Genomic DNA, 16,889 nt, shown 5'->3' on the forward strand with positions numbered 1-16,889 from the left:
GAACTGCCTCCACTCGCGGTTTCCACGGGGCTACACACCGCTGATCAGCGCGGTGGCGCGATCGCCGCCGCTGTCGGGGGTCTTCGGGTTCTCGGGCATCTCCCGGGCGGGGTTGCCGCCCCACCGGGCGTGCGCGGGGAGTTCCTCGCCCTTCATCACGAAGGAGTCCGGTGCGATCACGACGCCGTCGCCGACGGTCACGCCGTAGTGGACGAGGGCGGCGACCCCGAGGGTGCAGCCGGCACCCAGCGTGCTGTGGTCGGACTTGAAGGCGCCGTCCTCCTGCGAGTGGCTCTGGATCACGGTGCCCGCGTTGAGCGTGCAGTCGTCACCGATGGCGGCCAGGGAGCGCTCCGGGAGGAAGAGGCCGTCGTCGAAGACCCGGCGCCCGATGCGCACGCCGAGCAGACGCCAGACGACGTTCTTGTACGGGGTGCCGTTGAGGACGTTCAGGTACTCGGTCGCGGCCGTCACCTTCCAGTAGCGTTCGTGCCGCCAGAAGTCGAGGTCGTAGATCGAGCAGTACAGCGGACGCAGACCGCGGAACCTGGTGACGATGCGCTCGCCGAGCACGATGTAGGCGACGGTGACGACCATGACCACGACGTTCGCGACGGCCAGTGCGGCGACGCCGTACGTGGGGTAGAAGTCGGCGGCGCAGGAAGCCGTCAGCGCGACCAGGAAGAGCAGCAGCCACTGCAGCATCAGATGCAGCACCGCGGTGCCGGTGTTGTGCTTGTTCTTGTCCGACAGCAGGCGCCGGAACGCGTCGCCGTCCTTCAGGTGGTCGAACCTGCTGTCCCGGTCCACCGTGCGGGGGATCTCGAAGCTGGGCGAGCCCAGCAGCCCGACGTTCTCCCGGACCGGTCCCTCGACGGGGACCATGACCTTCGTGGCCAGCAGGCAGTTCTCGCCCGTCCTGCCCTGGGGCGGATAGGCGATGTGGTTGCCCAGGAAGTTCTGCGGGCCTATCGCCGTCCGGGTGACGCGGAAAGAGGTGCTCGAGTAGTCGGCATTCATGATGGACAGTCCGTCGGCGACCATGGTGCCGCTGCCGACCTTGCTCAGGAACGGATTCTCGTGCTTCACCTCGGTGCCGAAGTTCGAGCCGGTCTGTTCCACCGGCGACAGGTCGTATCCGATGGCGCGCAGGTAGTGCACGACGGCGGAACTGTCGCCGAACAGGACGCGGAAGAACTTGCGGTTGGTGAGGAAGCCGATGCTCCGGTGGACCCCGTAGCGGAACCCGTAGAGCGGGTGGACCGTGTCGGGCTTCACGAGCGGGTGCAGCAGTCGCGGCACGGTGACGACGAGCAGCAGGCCGATCAGCAGCGCCCCGCAGAAGAGCGCGAAGGAGACGGCCAGGGCGTCGCCGTAGAAGGTCCACGTCGTCAGGGCCATCGGGCCCGGCTCCAGCAGGGAGGCCAGCCGCGGGACCGCCGCGAGCAGGATCGCCACCCCGCCGACGGCGAGCGGGACCGAGACGCACACGAGGATCAGCAACTGCGTCAGGCAGTAGGTGACGCGGCGGCTCCTGCCGAACTGCACGGGGGCGACCACGCGGTAGTCCGCCGCGCCCGGCTGCGCGGGGGAGCCGTGCCAGCGCTCGCCGGCGGGGACGGTCTGGCCGGTGTGGAGCGAGGAGGCGTGGCCGAGTTGGGCGCCGTCTCCCATGGAGGTGCCGATGTCGAGCACCGTCACCTCACCGATCAGCACGTCCTTGCCGAGGGTGACCGGGCCGGTCTGGATCGCACCCGAGTGGCCGCGGTAGCAGGAGAAGTACGAGTCCTTGCGGATCACCGTGCCGTCGCCGATGGTCAGCAGGTCGGTGCAGACCGGGACGTGCTTGGAGAAGACGGCCACGCCGCGGCCTATTCGCGCGCCCAGCGCCCGCAGGTACAGCACGTACAGCGGTGAACCGACGAACAGGACCATGGGGTTCGCCCGGATGAGGGTCCGCACGCACCAGAAGCGGAAGTACGCCAGGCTCCAGATGCGGATCTCCTGCGGCTTCCACCGTCCGACCAGGAGCCACTTGCCCGCGATGGGCAGGGCACAGAGGCCGGCCAGGGCCGCGGCGCCGAACGCCACGGACCGCAGGTACATGTCGAAGGGGCTCGTGCCGGCGGATATCCACTCCGCGCCGCTCATCACCACGAGCGCGGCCAGGTACGAGTAGCCCAGGAAGAACAGGGCCTGCAGCACACCGCAGAGCACATAGCGCGGTGTGCCCCTCGCGGCAGCCGCCTCGATCGCTTCCGGGACCGGCACGTCGGCGAGGGCCGACGCCGCGGCGGGGGCCTGGGCGGCGGCCGGCGCGGCGTCCGCGAAGGCCGCCGCGAGGCTTCTGATCGTCGGATACCGGTAGATGTCCTTCATCGACACCGACGGCAGATCCTGGTGCTTCCGCACCCGGGCGCAGAAATGCGCCATCACCAGGGAGTCGGCACCCATCTCCGTGAAGAAATGGCTGTCGACCGACACCCGGTCCGTGTGCACGACGCCCGCCAGAATGTCGGCGAGAATCCTTTCCGTGCCGTCGGCCGGGGCGGCGTGGGGACGCCCGGTGGTTGAAGATTCATCGGGATCCGAAGCGGGATCCGACGCCAGGACCTCTGCAGATTTTTCCACGATGTGAGCTCCTTGAGGAAAAGTCGACCACGGGCGGCCGGTAAGGCCGGTACCCGGTGTCCCTCGCGCCCCGGCTGGGCCGGAGCGAGTAATCCGGAAGCCATGCGGTCGTGAGCTCTTCTCTCGCCATACAACCATATGTCGCTCCTCGTAGTCTCCGCCGTCCTCGTTCGGACTGCCACTCGAAGATGATCGAAGTGGCATGTCGCGACCCCGGACTGCGCAAATGCTCGCGAAGGCGCGACGAATCGACGAGTACCGTTCCGGAAAGCCGGAAAAACCATCGATTCGAAAGGTTGCGGGAAAGTCGCGGGGATGCGATAAGCGCTACCGAGAGTGGTCGTCCCGGTCAAGAGAGTTAAAAGGCGACGGGTATTCGCTGAAGCCTCGTCATATGGCCGGGCCCGCCCGCGCCCAGACGGCGCGGGCGGGCCCGGTGGTCACCGGCAGTCGTATGTGAAACCCGTGGTGACGGCGCGGTGGCCGGGGGTGGTGATGCGCAGTTCCGCCTGCGCCCGGTACGTGCCCTGACCGCGGAAGGTCCACAGCAGGTGCAGCCGGGCCTCGTGGCGGCCGCGGGGAACCTCCTCGTACAGCACGTCGGAGGAGGTGCCGTCGTTGCGTAGCCATCGGTAACCGATAGTGCCCGGGCGGCCGTTGGTCGTGACCACCGCGACGAGGTCGACGGTGGTGTCGCAGGGGGGCGCCGACGGGGAGGCGGTCACCGTCACCCCCCGCACCGCGAGGCCCGGGCCGAAGCGCTGCCAGGCGAGGAAGAGCAGCACCGCCGCCAGCACCGTCGCGGCCAGTGCGTACCGCCGCGGCCACCTGCGGCCTGCCGGACTCGGCGGCGGGGGCGGGGTGATCAGGCCCCGCCAGACCTCGGCGGCGATGTTCGCACGGGCCGCCGCGGCCGGTGTGACACCGGGCCCGAACCGCATCACGTCGCCCTCGACCCGGTCCGGGAGGACGACGGTGGGGCCCGCCTTCACCGTCGGTACCCCCCCTTCGGCGCTGACCGTGGGTTCGAGTCGTGCCGTCGGCAGTGTGGACGGCGCCCAGTGCTCGGCGAGGACGGTGGCGCTGTACTCGGGGTCGGCCGCCGCCCGTACGGGTTCGGGGTCGTGGGGCGAGGCGTCCCGTGGTGCCGCTTCAGCCGGCGGTGCGTCCGCGGGGCCGAGGTGGAGGGTGCGGTCCGTGCGGTCCGTCTCCTCCGGCGGAAGACCGGGCGACCCGTTCACGTGATCACGCAGCCGCGGGTGAGGATCTGCTGGAACGACTGGCCGTTGGCCGCCGCCGGCCCGGTGGTGGCGAGTGCTCCGAACCAACAGCCGCTGCCCCGCGGGAACGTGTGGTCGGCGGTGAAGGTGTAGGACGTCGAGCCGCTGCGGGTGAAGGTCTGCGCGCCGTCGGCGGTGCCGCGCTCCCCCTTCGCGTCACTCGTGTACCAGGCGACCGTGACGGTCACCGGGCGTGCGTCGCTGGTGCGCACCTGGATCGTGGCCGCGGCGCTGAATACACCCGTCTGGGCGAGCGAGGTCACGGAGACGTCGCTCACGCTCACCGGCGGTGTCGGTGACGTGGAGGGCGACGCCGGCGGCGTGGTCGTCACGGACGCGGAAGCCGTGGCCGAGACCGTCGTGGTCGGTGTCGGCGCGGTCGGCGCTGTCGGCGTGGTGACGGCGGTGGGCCCGGTGGCTGCCGGGCTGCTCTCCGTCTGCGAGGGCGACGCACTCGTCGCACCGGGCGAGGGACTGCCCGGTGGAGCCGCCGTCCCCGGCGTGGCGGAGGTGCCGCGCGGAGTCGCTCTCGTCGTTTCCCCTGTCCAGTTGGCGGTCGTCTGCCGTGGGGCCTCGCCCGAGGCCACCGCGGCGAAGGTCAGCAGTCCGGCGACGATCAGTCCGCCCACCGCGGCGAGCATGCCCTGACGTGTCAGGCGCCGCGCGCCGCCGCGGACCAGGGTGGTGGCCAGGTCGGCCGTCCCCGGCGCCGGTCCCGCAGAAGGGAAGAGCAGCGGCAACAGCGCCGCGAGCGCGGCGAGCCTGCGCTGCCCTCGCTCCTCCCAGTCGCTTCCGTAGGCCGCTCCCGCGATCACCTCCAGTTCCGCGACGAACGCCTCGGCGTCGGTGGGACGCTCCTGCGGGTCCTTCGCCATTCCGCGGAGGATCAGGCCGCGTACCGCCTCCGGAGCCCTCTCTACCGGCACCGGGGCCTCGATGTGCTGTACGGCCAGTTCGGCGAAGTTGTCGCCCCGGAAGGGCTTGCTGCCGGTGAGACACTCGTAGAACGTCGCCGTCGCCGCGTACACGTCCGTCGCGGGCGACGCCGCACGCCCGTCCCACTGCTCGGGGGCCATGTAGGCGGGCGTTCCCGCCACGGACCCTTTGGACCCGCTGCGCAAGGCGATGCCGAAGTCGACCAGCTTCGACGATCCGTCCGCCGCGACCAGCACGTTCTCCGGTTTGTAGTCGCGGTGCACCACTCCGGTGCGGTGGGCGGCGCCGAGGCCGAGCAACGACCCCTTGAGCACCACCAGGGCTGCCTCGGGTCCGGTCGCTCCTTCCTGTCGGAGAAGCGTCCTCAGCGGTAAGCCGTCGACCAGCTCCATGACGATCGCGGCACCCTGGGGACCCTCCACGTACTCGTACAGACTGACGACATACGGTGTATCGAGACCTCCCAGCAACTGTGCCTCGGCGCGGAACTCCTGGAGGAACTCCGGATCGGCCCGGAGTTCGTCGCTCAGGTACTTGATCGCGACGGGCGCTGACGTGGCGTCATGGGACGCGAGCACCACACGACCGCTGCCGCCCGAGCCCAGCTCTCTGGTCTCGGTGTACCCGGGAGCCCTCCAGCCGCTCATTGAGTTGTCCCCCCTGAACGTGGCGCGGTGCCGGCGACCGCGTCGACTTCTCCTCAACAGACACGATTCCTCCGCGACCGGTTCCCGGGGAACCCCCCACCCGGCTGAACACCCCCCGCCGACCGTCCGTACTACGGGGGGACGTGCGTTCCGATCAACCGAACGGCAACAGGGGAGGCGGCCTGCATGGCCCCATCGCGCCACGTGCTCAGCTCCGTCGTCGCAGGCACGGCCGTCGTGCTGCCGCTGGCCCTGGCGGGGCCGGCCGCGGCCCACGGCGCACCGGTGTCCCCGGTCAGCCGTGCCGCGGCGTGCGCGTCCGGAAGCGGACAGTACGTGGGGACGGCCGCCTGCCGTGCCGCCGCGGCCGCCAACGGCGGGAGCCGGCCCTTCGCGGACTGGGACAACATCCGGGTCGCCGGGGTCGCCGGCCGCGACCGCCAGGTGGTCCCGGACGGGAGGCTCTGCAGCGGCGGGCTGGCCGCCTTCCGCGGTCTCGACCTGCCGCGCACCGACTGGCCGGCCACCCGCCTGACGCCGGGCTCGGCCTTCACCATGGCGTACGGCACGACCATCCCGCACCAGGGCACGTTCCGGCTGTACCTCACGAGGGAGGGCTACGATCCGACCCGGCCGCTGACCTGGTCGGCGCTGGCGAGCGATCCCTTCGTGAAGGTCACCGACCCGCCCGTGTCCGGCGGCGCCTACCGCATCGGCGGGCGGCTGCCCTCGGACCGCACCGGGCGGCACGTCCTCTTCACGATCTGGCAGAACTCCTCGACGCCCGACACCTATTACTCCTGCTCGGACGTCGTCTTCCCGGCCGCGGCCAAGGCGCCGGCCAAACCCGCCGAGCCGGCGAAGCCCGCCAGGCCCTCGGCGACGGCGGCATCCGCGAGCCCCGCGGCCACGGCCTCCCGCGGCGCGGCGTCCCCCTCCGCCGCCCGGACCTCCGAATCCGCCGCGGCCGCCCCGGCCTCCCCCCGGGACGCGGTCCACACGCCGGCCACCCGGCCCGTGGCCGCCGAGAGCGAGGGACCGGCACGCACACTGCTGGCCCTCGGCAGCGCCACCCTGCTGGGCGGCATGGCCGCGATCGCCCTGCTGTTCCGGCTGCGCCGCTCGCCGGGCACCCGGCGCCGGTAGGCCGGGGCCGCTCGGCCGGGGCGTGGGATCCTTGCCGGGTGTCCTCGCCCGATCATGCCGGTGCCGTGTTCTTCGACGTCGACGGCACCCTCGTCCCGGGTACGAGTTCGTCCCTCCATCTGGCCGGCTTCCTCGGCCACCGGGACGAGCTGGCCCGGGCCGAAGACGCCTACGCCGCCGGTGAACTGGACAATCGTCAGGTCTCCGAGCTGGATGCCGCCGGCTGGGCGGGGGTGTCCGAGGAGCGGGTCTCCCGCTGGCTCGACGGGCTTCCCCTGGTGGCGGGCATCGCCGAGACCGTCGCCTGGTGCCGGCGGAACGGGCTGGTGCCCGTCCTGGCGACGCTCGCCTGGTCACCCGTCGGCGGTCATCTGGCCGGGCGGTTCGGCTTCCACGCGTTCGGGGGGCCCCGCCTCGAGACGGCCGGCGGCCGGTTCACGGGCCGGGTCGCCCGTCATTTCGACGAGTACGACAAACGGGATGTCGCCCTCACGCAGGCGCGGGAGTTGGGGCTGGCTCCCGCCCGGTGCGGGGCCGTCGGGGACAGCCGCTCCGACCTCCCGCTGTTCGCATCCGTCGGGCTGAGCGTGGCGTTCAACGCCTCGGCGGGAGCACGCGCCGCGGCGACCGTCACGGTGGACGGCGCCGACCTGCGAAGCGTGCTTCCCGCCCTGGCCCGCATGGTCTCCGCCACCGGTCGACGGCCCTGAGGGCGCCCGCCTACCGCAGAGGTTCGCTGAGCTCGACGGAGCGCAGAGCGGCCGCCAGGGCCTGCTCGTCCCCGACGTCCAGGGCCGTGTCGGTCAGTTTGAGGACGTGTTCGTCGCCGTGGGCCAGGGCCCGTTCGAAGACCTCCTCGGGGGTGAACGTGCCCGGCGGGGTGTACACGACCGGGGCGTCCGGCGCGTACATCGCGGTCACCGCAGCGGAGGCCGTCCAGGCGGCCCGCAGGCTCGGCACCCAAAGGGCGCGGGGGAGGGCGGGCAGGGTACGCAGGACGGCGTTGGGGGCCGTGGCGGCGTGGACCAGCATCGTCTCCTCACCGTGGCCGTGGGTGGCGTACCGGTGGGTGGCCGCCCGCACCAGTTCGGTCAGGCGGGTGCGGGCCTCGTCCGGGTCCGTGACGGAGGCCGCCCACACCGGCAGACCCGTGACGCGGCCGAGTCGCGCCGGGAAGCCGCCGTCCCGTACGGCGATGGGCGCCACCGCGTCGAGAGCCGCGGCCGCGCCGCCCGCGCCGGGCAGCGGGGCGAGCCCCGCGACGGGGTGGTGGCGGGCGGCCCAGTAGCCGAGGCCGTGGGCGAGTTCCGCCAGACGGGGCGCGGTGGTCTCACCGGCCAGCAGGGTGCGTACGGCGTGGCCCACCCGGATCACCGGGTGCGTCGAGCCGCCGTACATGCCGGGCAGCAGTCGCGGCCACCACTGCGTGAGCACCTCTCGCCAGGGGTGCTCGGCGATCTCGCGCCCGAAGTAGTCGATCCAGTCGGCGGCGCGCCGCGGATCGCCGAGTGCGGAGCGCCAGCCGGCGGCCGTGACCGGCTCGACGCCGGAGGGGAACTCCTCGAGCTTGCGCGCGTACAGGTCGAGCCAGCGGTGGACGGAAGCGGCCTGCCCGCGAGCGGTGAGGGCCTCGACGGCCATCGGCGCGTGGTTGGTGAGCCGCCCGAGTCGTTCGGGCCCCGATCCGTGCAGCCGCTGGAGCGCCTCGTCCAGGGTCCCTGTCGTATCCATGGCCAGGACAGTAGGCGGCTCACCAGGGCGGCGTAACCGGCCGGAGACGTAGGACCCCGGCCTAGGTCCGCCGCCCGGCACGCTCCTGCCCGGTGCCGTGTCCCTACGGTGCCGTGGCCCTACCGTGCCGGGGCGAGGCCGTCGGCGACGAGGCCGGCCAGGACGGCCTCGCCAAGCGCCTGCACCGCTGACTGCGGGCGCACCATCACGGTGAACTCCTTGATCAGGCCCGCCTCGTCGACCTGCAGCAGGTCGATGCCGTGGATGCTCCTGCCGTCCACGGTGGCGCGGAACACCAGCACGGTCGACGGCGCACCGGTGCCGTCCGCGGCGGTCTCGACCGTGCCGTCCAGGCTCCCCACGTAGTGGAAGTCCTCGAAGGTGCGCAGCAGGACGCCGAAGAGCCCCATCACCATGGGCTTGCCCTCGAACGGGGTGAACTTCACGGGGCTGTAGAGGCGGACGTCGTCGTGGAACAGCTCCTCCAGCGCGCTGAGATCGCTGCGCTCGACGGCGGACCGGAAGCGTTCGGCGGCGGTCATGGCTCCTCCTGGTCGTCCGGCTCCGGACACCGGCACTCAGAAAATTGATTAGTCAGTTTCTTGAGTACCATGGGGAGCGTCCACACGGAAGAGCACGCACGCCGGGACAGGCGGACGGAAGGGGAGCCGGGATGGCCCTGCGGCACGCGGTCCTGGCCGCACTCCTGGACGGGGAGCTCAGCGGCTACGAGCTGACGAAGGCGTTCGACATCGGTGTGGCCAACTTCTGGCACGCCCTGCCGCAGCAGCTCTACGCCGAACTGGCCAGGCTGGAGAAGGAGGGGCTGATCGCGGGCCGGGAGGTCGTCCAGGACGGCCGGCCCAACAAGCGCCTCTTCCGCGTCACCGAGGGCGGGTTCGGCGAGCTGGAGCGCTTCGCGGCGGCGGTCGGCAAACCCTCCTTCATCCGCGACGATCTGCTGGTGGCGGTGCAGGCCGCCGACGTCGTCGACGCCGGGGAGCTGATCGCCCGGCTCGGCGAGCGGGCCGCCTTCGCCGACGCCAAGATCGAGCTGTTCGAACGGCTTCTCGCGCGGATGCGCGGCGACCGCAGCGAGGAGGAGTTCCTCGGCCGCGGCCGCCGCGTCGGCCCGTACCTCACCTGTCTGCGGGGCCTCGCCTTCGAGGAGGGCAACCGGGACTGGTGCCGGCGGGCCGCCGAGGTCCTGCGGCGGCGGGCCCGCGTCGCGGAGGAGCGCTGACGGCCCGCCGCGCCCGGCTCAGTCCGCCCGCAGCGCGGCCGTCAGCCAGGCGACCGCCGGGGACAGCGCGGGGGGTGCCTCCTGACCGCCGACCCGCGCCAGCAGGTGCCAGTAGCGCTCGTAACGGGAGTCGTGGGAGATCTCCAGCCGTTCGGCCAGCCACGCCCGGAACTCCGGGCCGTCCGTACGGCCTGACAACTCGGCGTAGGCGGCGACGAGTTCCTCCACGACCGGCCGGGCCGGCGGCGAGCCCGGGTCGATGCCCGCCGTCATCGCGCCGCCCGCCCGCTCGCGCAGCAACTCGGCCGTCCGGCGGGCCGCCGCCGGATCCGGCCGTCCGCCTTCCGCGAGCGCGTTGCTCTGGTCGGCGACGGCCCGGCGGACGCCGGCCCTGAAGTCATCGTCCTGGATGAGCTCTGCCAGCTCCACCCAGGCGCCCACCTGCTCCGGCGAGGCCTCGCCAGGGAGTTCGGGCAGCGCGGCGCGCATCATGGCCGGGAATCCCGGGTCGACGTCGGTGCCGCTCACGATGTGGTCGACGAACTCGTCGACGAGGCGGCGGCGTTCACGGTCCGAGAGGGTGGCGAGTCGGTGCATCAGTTCCGTCTCCTGTGGTGAGGCCCCGCGCCCCGCGACCGTCCGCAGCACCGCCTGGCGGATCCGCAGGGTGCGGATCTGCACCTCCAGGGCCTCGGCGTGGGCCGCGGCGACCTCGGCGACGGTGACCCTGCTGTCCAGGATGGAGTGGACGGACGCGAGGTCGATGCCGAGGTCGCGCAGCGTGCGCACGAGGGCCAGGCGGTCCAGCGCGGCCCGGTCGTAGAGCCGGTAACCGGCGGGTGTCCGGTCGGTCGGCGGCACCACTCCGGTGTCGGACCAGTACCGGATGGTCTTCACGGTCAGACCGCTCAGCCGGGCCAGGTCACCGATGGTGTGGAGGGTGTCGTCGTCCATGTCCGCCATCCTGGGGTCTCCTGCCGCGGGAGACTCAAGCGTGCCCTCCCGGGCGGCGTGCGCTCGAACCCTTCCGCGAGCCGGGCAGCGACCGGCACACTCGCCTCAGGACCGCTCCGGGCGTGCGCTCCCCGTCGCGTCGCGTCGCGTCGCGCCGCGCCGGCGTTCGGACCGCCGCCGCCGTCCTGTGGGAGCTGACCCACCGTTTCTGCCTCGACGGGCCGGCCTGCCCCGGGCCCGGCGCCCTCGACCTCACCGCGTAAGCAAGGGCCCTTTGCCTGCCGGACCTCCACTTCGCCGGGACGGGCGCGGTCCTGCTGCGCCGCGGCTTCACGGGTGCCGCGGGAGTGCAGGCGGTGTTCCTGACGGGGTGGCTGGTGTCGGCCTCGGTGCTCGCCCCTGAGGCTGCTCCCGTCGTGACCACCGCGCCGCGCCTCACCAGGCCCTGGCCTCGCGCAGCAGCAGGTCGCGGACGAGGCCGAGGTGCGGGTGGTGGCCGACGCCCGGGCGCTGGACGAGGTGGGCGGTGTTGAAGGGCGGGTCCTCGGGTTCCAGCAGCGCCACGAGCGTTCCCTCGGCGAGAGCGGCGGCGCACAGGTAGCGGGGGAGGACGGTGAAGCCCGCGCCCGCGGCGACGGCGGCCAGCACGCCCCGCAGGTCGGGGACGGTCACGGCGGCCTGACCGGTGAGCCGGCGGCCGAACACATGGCGCCAGTAGCGGCGGGCGATCGGCAGGTCCTCGGCGTACGAGACGAGCGGGACGCCGCTCAGCACGCCGGGGCCGCCGGACGCCACGTCCAGCCGGGCGGCCCGCGACGGGGCGGCCACCAGCACGAACTCCTCGTCCATCAGGGGGACGGCGGTGAGCAGCCGGCCGCGCGGGCGGTGCGTGGAGATCACCAGGTCGTGCTGTCCGGCCCGCAGCGACTCCAGCAGGTCGTCGGTGAGCCCGGTACCGATCCGCAGCCGTACGCCGCGCTCGACGAGCGGGGCCAGGGCCGGCAGCACACGCTCGCACAGCAGCTCCGCCGGGCCTCCGAGGCGGACCGGCTCGGCCGGGACGTCCGGGTCGCCGTGCCCGCGCTCGGCGACGGCGGCGAGCGCGTCGAGCGGTTCGGCCACCCGGCCCGCGAGCTCGTCGGCGAAGGGCGTGGCGGCGACCCCGCGGGGCAGCCGCTCGAAGAGCTCCCGGTCGAGCTGCGCCTCGAGCGCACGGATCTGGGTGGTCACCGTCGGCTGGGAGAGTCCCAGCAGGCGCGCGGCCGCGGTGAACGAGCCGGCGCGGTGCACCGCCAGGAACGTGCGCAGCAGGGTCAGGTCCAGCGGCCCGCCTGCGGCGCCGCCGCCCCCGTGCCCCGGGCGCCTTCCCGCAGATCCATCGGAATCCGTATGGCTCATGATGGCGATCCTATTGGAAACCGATGGGTGACCCGTCCTACCGTCGTGCTGTCCGGCCCGCCCCGACGCGGGCCGGCGGCAACCGAGCACCCCAAGGAGACCTCACATGGCGAAGATCCTGTTCGTCCTGACCGGCGCCTCGTCCTGGACGCTGTCCGACGGCACCGAGCACCCGACCGGCTTCTGGGCGGAGGAGGCCGTGACCCCGCACCGCGTCCTCACCGCCGCGGGGCACGAGGTCGTCGTCGCCACCCCGGGCGGCGTCGTCCCGTCCGTGGACCGCGGGAGCCTCGACCCCGCGTTCAACGGCGGCGAGGAGGGCGCCCGGGCGGTCGCCGAGGAACTGGAGGCGATGACGGCCCTGCGGCACCCGGTCAAGCTGGAGGAGGCGGATCTCGGCGACTACGCCGCGGTGTTCTACCCCGGGGGGCACGGCCCCATGGAGGACCTCGCCGTCGACCCGGTCTCCGGACGCCTGCTGACCGACGCCCTCGACTCGGGCAAGCCGCTCGGCGTCGTCTGCCACGGCCCCGCGGCCCTGCTCGCCGCCGAACGAGCGGACGGCGGCTGGTCGTTCGCCGGCTACCGGCTGACCGGCTTCACCAACGCCGAGGAGACCCAGGCCGGGCTTGCGGACCGCGCCCCCTGGCTCCTGCAGGACCGGCTGGTCGCCCTCGGGGCGGACTTCCAGGAGGGCGAGCCCTGGACGCCCCACGTGGTGGCCGACCGCAACCTGATCACCGGTCAGAACCCGGCGTCGTCCGGCCCGCTGGCCGGGCGCCTGCTCGCCGCGCTCGACTGAGGCTGGACCGGCCCGCCCGGTGCCCGGAGGATGGGGGCCATGACGGTGAACACCGTGGCCGACGCCGAGGCCCTGGCCCGCCTGGCGCACGAGGGGCAGACCGACCGCATCGGCGTGCCCTACATCGAGCACGTCCGGGCGGTCGCGGCGGGGGTCGCCGCCTTCGGCCCGGAACTGCAGATGGCCGGGCTCCTGCACGACGTCATCGAGGACACCCCATGGACCGCCGGCCGGCTGCGCGCCGCCGGCGTCCCGGAGCGTGTCGTCGGCATCGTCGAGCAGGTCACCAACCAGCCGGGCGTGCCCTACGAGGACAAGCTGCGGCGGATCGCCGCCTCTCGCGACGCGGCCCTGGTCAAGATCGCCGACAACGCCCACAACAGCCATCCGGACCGGGCCGCGCACCTCGACGAGGCGCAGCGGCTGCGGCTGGCCGCCAAGTACCGCCGCGCACGGGCCGTTCTGTGGCCTGCGGTGCCCCGCGAGGACGTCGCGGTCATCCTCGCGGTCGTCAACTCCGCGCTGCTACCGCATCTTCCGCCGGCCGGCGGACCGCGGTGACCACCCGCTGCAGGCTGGCCAGCCAGATCGCGGCGTCGACGGCGTAGTACAGCAGCGGGTCCGGTGCCCGGCCGCCCGACGCCGCGCAGACGTCCGCGATGACGGTGCGGTCCGTGGGCACGCTGCGCCGCGGGGACTCGTCGGGCGCCGGACGCATGGTCCCCGAGCGCAGGTCGTACGTCAGCGGCAGCGTCGTCAGCCGCAGATGGTGCGCCGCGTCCCGCAGGTGCGCGGCGCTCAGCGGCCATGCCGCCAGCGCACCCGGAGGGCAGTGGTCCACCAGGGTCTGCCCCATGGTCAGGACCCGGTTCCCGGCCAGCATGATCGCCTGGAAGTCCGTCGGCAGGGCGGGCCCGGCCCCGGGGGCGTCGCGTTCGGTCGCGAACTGCGCGTAGCTCGCCTCCGCGATCATCTGGGCGAGCCGGGCCCTCGGCAGCGCGTCGCCCATCGTCCCCGTGCCGGTGATGCAGTCGGTGATCTGGGTGACCGCCCGGGTGCCCTGGTCCAGCAGCCGCGAACAGGCCCGCCCCAGCTCGCCCGTGCCTCCCCGGGGCCAGGCCAGCAGCCCGACGAGGGTGCCGGTCAGCACGCCCGTCACCACGTCCGCGATCCGGAACGCGGCGAGTTCCGGACCCGCGGGGGCGATCTGGGTGAAGGCGGTGGCCACCGCGACCGTGAAGAAGGCCTGGCCCCAGCCGAGTCCGAGCAGCGGCCCCGCGGTGAAGGCCAGGAAGAACACCGGTGGCATCGCGACGGCGTACACCAGGGGGTGGTCGCCCACGAACGCCAGCAGCAGCGCCGCCACCCCGGCCCCGACCAGCGTGCCCCGCACCGCGGGGACCACGGTCGTACGGGTGCCGGCGGCACTGGTGCGCATCACGGTCAGCGTGGTCAGCAGCGCCCAGAAGCCGTGCGACAGTTCGAGCCCGCCCGCGATCAGCCGCGCCGCGGCCAGCGCCAGCGCGATGCGCACGGCGTTCTGGAAGTAGACCGAACGCGGCGTGAGATGGGCCCGCATCCGGTGCCCGTACAGCGTGATCGGCGACTGCCCCGCGTACCAGAACGGTCCTGGTCCCTCGGCGGGCCGCGTCGCCTCGGACCGCACGGGCGCGCCGAGCGCGATCCGCACGGATGTGACCAGGAAGGCCGCGGTGTACGCGATGTCGAGCGCGATCGCCCCGTCCCGCACCGTCGTCGCGGAGGCCGCCCCGGACACCGGCCGGCGGGCCCGGTGCTCTTCGAAGGCCTCGGCGGTGGCCGCGCACGGGGCGACCAGGGGCGCCGGCGCCTCGCCCCTCAGGGCCCGGGCGGCGCCGTGGCAGGCGGTGGCCGAGGCGAGCAGCATCCGCGACCGGGCCGCGTCCGGGGCCGGCGGGCGCTCCGCCGCGTCGTCCGCCAACTGCCCGGTCTGCGCCAGCAGGTGCCGCAGGTACGCGGCACCCTGGCACAGCGCCCGGTCGCGCGCCCCCGCGGACACCGGGCGCTCGTCCTTCGGCACATGGCTCATGCGCAGTTGCTGCGCCGTCTCCAGCAGGCCCTCCGACCGCTCCCGCACCACCGGGGGTTCCAGCGCCAGCGCCTGCAGAGCGTCCGCCGCGGCCTCGCACGCGTGGGCGAGCCGGTCCTGGTAGCGGCCCGGCGAAGGATCCGGCCACAACCACAGTTCGGCCGCCGCCATCAGCAGCACGCCGACCACCAGACCGCACAGGCGCAGCCCCAGAGTCTCCGGCTGGTACGGCGGGAAGCACGGCAGGATGTAGAACAACTGCAGGCCGTTCGCGAGCCCGACCAGTTTCGGCCCGCCCACCCCCGCGTACGTCACCGCGAAGCCGACCCCGAGCATCCCCAGCGCCGCCGTCCAGTCGCTCACGGCCAGCGCCGTGCCCAGGGCCACCAGCAGCGCGGCCACCGGCAGCGCGGCCAGCAGCGTCCGGGCACGCTCGCGCGGCGTACCCGGCACGTACGACAGGGCGCCGGAGGCGACCGTGCCGAAGAGGGCGTAGATCGCGACGACCGGGTCGCCGAAGCCGTAGCGCGCCACATAGAAACTCAGGCACGCCACGAGCGTCACCCGAGCGGAACGGCGCACCGCGCGAAGACCCGGATCACGGGCCCGCACCCACTCCAGCCCACCGCGACCGGGCACCCGCGGCCTCCTCGCTGCTCAGGTCCACGACACGCCGGACCCCTTCAGATCACCGTAGGCCGGGCGGCACCACCCGGCCACCGCGCCGCCCGGACCGGCCCGCGCCTCACAGGCGCACGGTGACCAGCGCGATGTCGTCCGCCGCGCCGCCCGTGACGCCGAGCCGGTTCAGCAGGGTGTCCGCGAGCGACTCCGCGCCGAGCCCGGGCTTCTCGGCGAGCGCCGAGGTCAACCGGGCCAGGCCCGTGTAGATGTCCTCCTGGCGGCGCTCGATCAGCCCGTCGGTGTAGAGCACCAGCGTGTCCCCCGGCCGGTACGACAGAGCCGCCTGCGGTCGGGGGACGTGGGCGGGACGGGCCCCCAGGGGCGGGTCGGTCGCCCGGTTCAGCAGTTCGCAGCGGCCGTCGCCGTGCAGCAGCACGGGCGGCGGATGCCCGGCGCTGCTGTAGCTGATCGTGTGCCGCTCCTTGTCGATCAGCGCGCTGAAGGCGGTGGTGGCCATGGCGCCCTCCACGCAGCGGGCGTACTGGCCGACGACCTCCAGGGCCTTCGCGGGCCCGTCGACGGTGCGCATCGCCGCGCTCAGCGCGCTGCGCAGCATCCCCATGACGCTGGCGGCCTCCAGACCGTGGCCCACGACGTCGCCGACCGCGACCGCGTAGCAGCCCGCCGAGAGGTTGACCACGTCGTACCAGTCGCCGCACACGTTCAGTGAGCCCGCCGCCGGCAGGTAGCGCACCGCGATGTCCTCGTGCTGGACCAGGTCCGGGGAGTGCAGCATGGCCTCCTGCAGCGTCAGGGCGACCTTCCGTTCGCGGGCGTGGGCCTCGCGCAGCTGGTCGTTGAGGCGCTGCAGTTCCCGGGCCCGCGCGTACAGCTCGGCCTCCATCGCCTGCTCCCGCGCGCTCAGCTCGGAGCCCTGCAGCCCGTGCCGGTGCCGGCGGGCCTGGACGAAAGCCGTCACGTCCTCGACCCGGTGGATGATCCACGCCACCGTGCCGTCCGGCCCGAGGACGGGAGTGTTGATCGGGCTCCACCAGCGCTCCTCGAACCTCCCGGGCTCGGCCACCAGCGGGATGTCGTACCTCTGCGCCGCCATCGTGTCGGGCTCGCGGGAACTCAGCACCCGGCGCAGGGACGCGCTGAGGTTGAGCACCCCGTCGGCCAGCGGGTCGGCGGGGTTGTCCGGGAACGCGTCGAAGATGTACTGCCCGATCAGGTCGTCCCGGGTGCGCCGGGTCGCCTCCAGGTACGCCCGGTTGACGCTCACGATGACGAGCGCCGCGTCCAGTACCAGGTACGGGCTGGGCGTCGCCGCGAAGAGCGCCGCGTAGTCGATCCGCGGTGCCGGCACGGCGTGCTGCTCGTCGTCCCCCCGCTCGGGCAGGGCCACCCCACCAATCTATAAGGCGTC

14 protein-coding genes are annotated in these 16,889 nt (G+C 73.3%); 5 read left to right on the top strand and 9 right to left on the bottom strand.

The genetic code is table 11. The annotated features are described in order from the left end of the window. Nucleotides 1-30: 30 nt before the first annotated feature. From PV342_RS20810 to PV342_RS20820, 3 genes are all read right to left on the bottom strand, one after another. The gene (locus PV342_RS20810; RefSeq protein ID WP_500318348.1) at nt 31-2,634 is read right to left on the bottom strand and encodes a Pls/PosA family non-ribosomal peptide synthetase; all 2,604 of its coding nucleotides are present in this window, start codon (nt 2,632-2,634) and stop codon (nt 31-33) included. 437 nt (nt 2,635-3,071) lie between these two features. Further along, nucleotides 3,072-3,872 carry a hypothetical protein gene (locus PV342_RS20815; RefSeq protein ID WP_500318271.1) on the bottom strand — a complete coding sequence of 267 codons (801 nt, stop codon included), beginning with the start codon at nt 3,870-3,872 and terminating at the stop codon, nt 3,072-3,074. Further along, entirely contained in the window at nt 3,869-5,494 is a 1,626-nt protein-coding gene (locus PV342_RS20820) for a serine/threonine-protein kinase (RefSeq protein WP_500318273.1), read from the bottom strand. The genes PV342_RS20815 and PV342_RS20820 overlap by 4 nt, the downstream gene beginning before the upstream one ends. A gap of 186 nt (nt 5,495-5,680) precedes the next feature. Between PV342_RS20820 and PV342_RS20825 the strand changes: the two genes are divergently transcribed. Together PV342_RS20825 and PV342_RS20830 are read left to right on the top strand one after the other, a co-directional pair. After that, the gene (locus tag PV342_RS20825) at nt 5,681-6,640 is read left to right on the top strand and encodes a lytic polysaccharide monooxygenase (protein WP_500318274.1); all 960 of its coding nucleotides are present in this window, start codon (nt 5,681-5,683) and stop codon (nt 6,638-6,640) included. 38 nt (nt 6,641-6,678) lie between these two features. Next, on the top strand, nt 6,679-7,350 hold the full coding sequence (locus tag PV342_RS20830) for an HAD family hydrolase (RefSeq protein WP_400803484.1): 672 nt from the start codon (nt 6,679-6,681) through the stop codon (nt 7,348-7,350). A gap of 10 nt (nt 7,351-7,360) precedes the next feature. Here PV342_RS20830 and PV342_RS20835 read toward each other — a convergent pair whose 3' ends face one another. Together PV342_RS20835 and PV342_RS20840 are read right to left on the bottom strand one after the other, a co-directional pair. Next, nucleotides 7,361-8,371, bottom strand: coding sequence for a questin oxidase family protein (locus PV342_RS20835; protein ID WP_500318276.1), 1,011 nt, complete (start codon nt 8,369-8,371; stop codon nt 7,361-7,363). 119 nt (nt 8,372-8,490) lie between these two features. Continuing rightward, a complete protein-coding gene (locus tag PV342_RS20840; protein WP_400803491.1) occupies nt 8,491-8,913 on the bottom strand; it encodes a nuclear transport factor 2 family protein in 423 nt (140 codons plus the stop codon). 131 nt (nt 8,914-9,044) lie between these two features. Here PV342_RS20840 and PV342_RS20845 point away from each other — a divergent pair, with 131 nt between their 5' ends. Continuing rightward, nucleotides 9,045-9,614, top strand: coding sequence for a PadR family transcriptional regulator (locus PV342_RS20845; RefSeq protein ID WP_361005331.1), 570 nt, complete (start codon nt 9,045-9,047; stop codon nt 9,612-9,614). A gap of 18 nt (nt 9,615-9,632) precedes the next feature. Here the strand turns inward: PV342_RS20845 and PV342_RS20850 are convergent, their stop codons facing one another. Both PV342_RS20850 and PV342_RS20855 read right to left on the bottom strand, forming a co-directional pair. Continuing rightward, complete coding sequence (locus tag PV342_RS20850; RefSeq protein WP_500318278.1) at nt 9,633-10,568, bottom strand: MerR family transcriptional regulator; 936 nt, start codon at nt 10,566-10,568, stop codon at nt 9,633-9,635. A 435-nt stretch (nt 10,569-11,003) separates the two neighbouring features. Further along, the gene (locus PV342_RS20855) at nt 11,004-11,966 is read right to left on the bottom strand and encodes a LysR family transcriptional regulator (RefSeq protein WP_500318280.1); all 963 of its coding nucleotides are present in this window, start codon (nt 11,964-11,966) and stop codon (nt 11,004-11,006) included. Between the two features lie 106 nt (nt 11,967-12,072). On the opposite strand from PV342_RS20855, the gene PV342_RS20860 reads away from it, so the two are divergent. Then, the gene (locus tag PV342_RS20860; RefSeq protein ID WP_500318282.1) at nt 12,073-12,768 is read left to right on the top strand and encodes a type 1 glutamine amidotransferase domain-containing protein; all 696 of its coding nucleotides are present in this window, start codon (nt 12,073-12,075) and stop codon (nt 12,766-12,768) included. Nucleotides 12,769-12,807: 39 nt separating this feature from the next. Then, nucleotides 12,808-13,329 (top strand): HD domain-containing protein, encoded by a 522-nt coding sequence (locus PV342_RS20865; protein ID WP_500318284.1) that lies wholly within the window; start codon nt 12,808-12,810, stop codon nt 13,327-13,329. On the opposite strand, the gene PV342_RS20870 is transcribed toward PV342_RS20865, so the two are convergent. Together PV342_RS20870 and PV342_RS20875 are read right to left on the bottom strand one after the other, a co-directional pair. Further along, on the bottom strand, nt 13,280-15,391 hold the full coding sequence (locus tag PV342_RS20870) for an FUSC family protein (protein ID WP_400803504.1): 2,112 nt from the start codon (nt 15,389-15,391) through the stop codon (nt 13,280-13,282). The two genes, PV342_RS20865 and PV342_RS20870, sit on opposite strands and share 50 nt — an antisense overlap. Before the next feature lie 190 nt (nt 15,392-15,581). After that, nucleotides 15,582-16,868, bottom strand: coding sequence for a PP2C family protein-serine/threonine phosphatase (locus PV342_RS20875; RefSeq protein WP_400803507.1), 1,287 nt, complete (start codon nt 16,866-16,868; stop codon nt 15,582-15,584). Nucleotides 16,869-16,889: the final 21 nt, after the last annotated feature.

Origin of the sequence: Streptomyces sp. PA03-3a (assembly GCF_033792735.1) — a bacterium.
Taxonomy (GTDB): domain Bacteria; phylum Actinomycetota; class Actinomycetes; order Streptomycetales; family Streptomycetaceae; genus Actinacidiphila.

Coding starts and splice junctions, on each gene's coding strand:
- PV342_RS20865 (WP_500318284.1), top strand. CDS start 12,808: ATGACGGTGAACACCGTGGCCGACGCCGAGGCCCTGGCCCGCCTGGCG.
- PV342_RS20835 (WP_500318276.1), bottom strand. CDS start 8,371: ATGGATACGACAGGGACCCTGGACGAGGCGCTCCAGCGGCTGCACGGA.
- PV342_RS20860 (WP_500318282.1), top strand. CDS start 12,073: ATGGCGAAGATCCTGTTCGTCCTGACCGGCGCCTCGTCCTGGACGCTG.
- PV342_RS20820 (WP_500318273.1), bottom strand. CDS start 5,494: ATGAGCGGCTGGAGGGCTCCCGGGTACACCGAGACCAGAGAGCTGGGC.
- PV342_RS20845 (WP_361005331.1), top strand. CDS start 9,045: ATGGCCCTGCGGCACGCGGTCCTGGCCGCACTCCTGGACGGGGAGCTC.
- PV342_RS20855 (WP_500318280.1), bottom strand. CDS start 11,966: ATGAGCCATACGGATTCCGATGGATCTGCGGGAAGGCGCCCGGGGCAC.
- PV342_RS20840 (WP_400803491.1), bottom strand. CDS start 8,913: ATGACCGCCGCCGAACGCTTCCGGTCCGCCGTCGAGCGCAGCGATCTC.
- PV342_RS20850 (WP_500318278.1), bottom strand. CDS start 10,568: ATGGACGACGACACCCTCCACACCATCGGTGACCTGGCCCGGCTGAGC.
- PV342_RS20825 (WP_500318274.1), top strand. CDS start 5,681: ATGGCCCCATCGCGCCACGTGCTCAGCTCCGTCGTCGCAGGCACGGCC.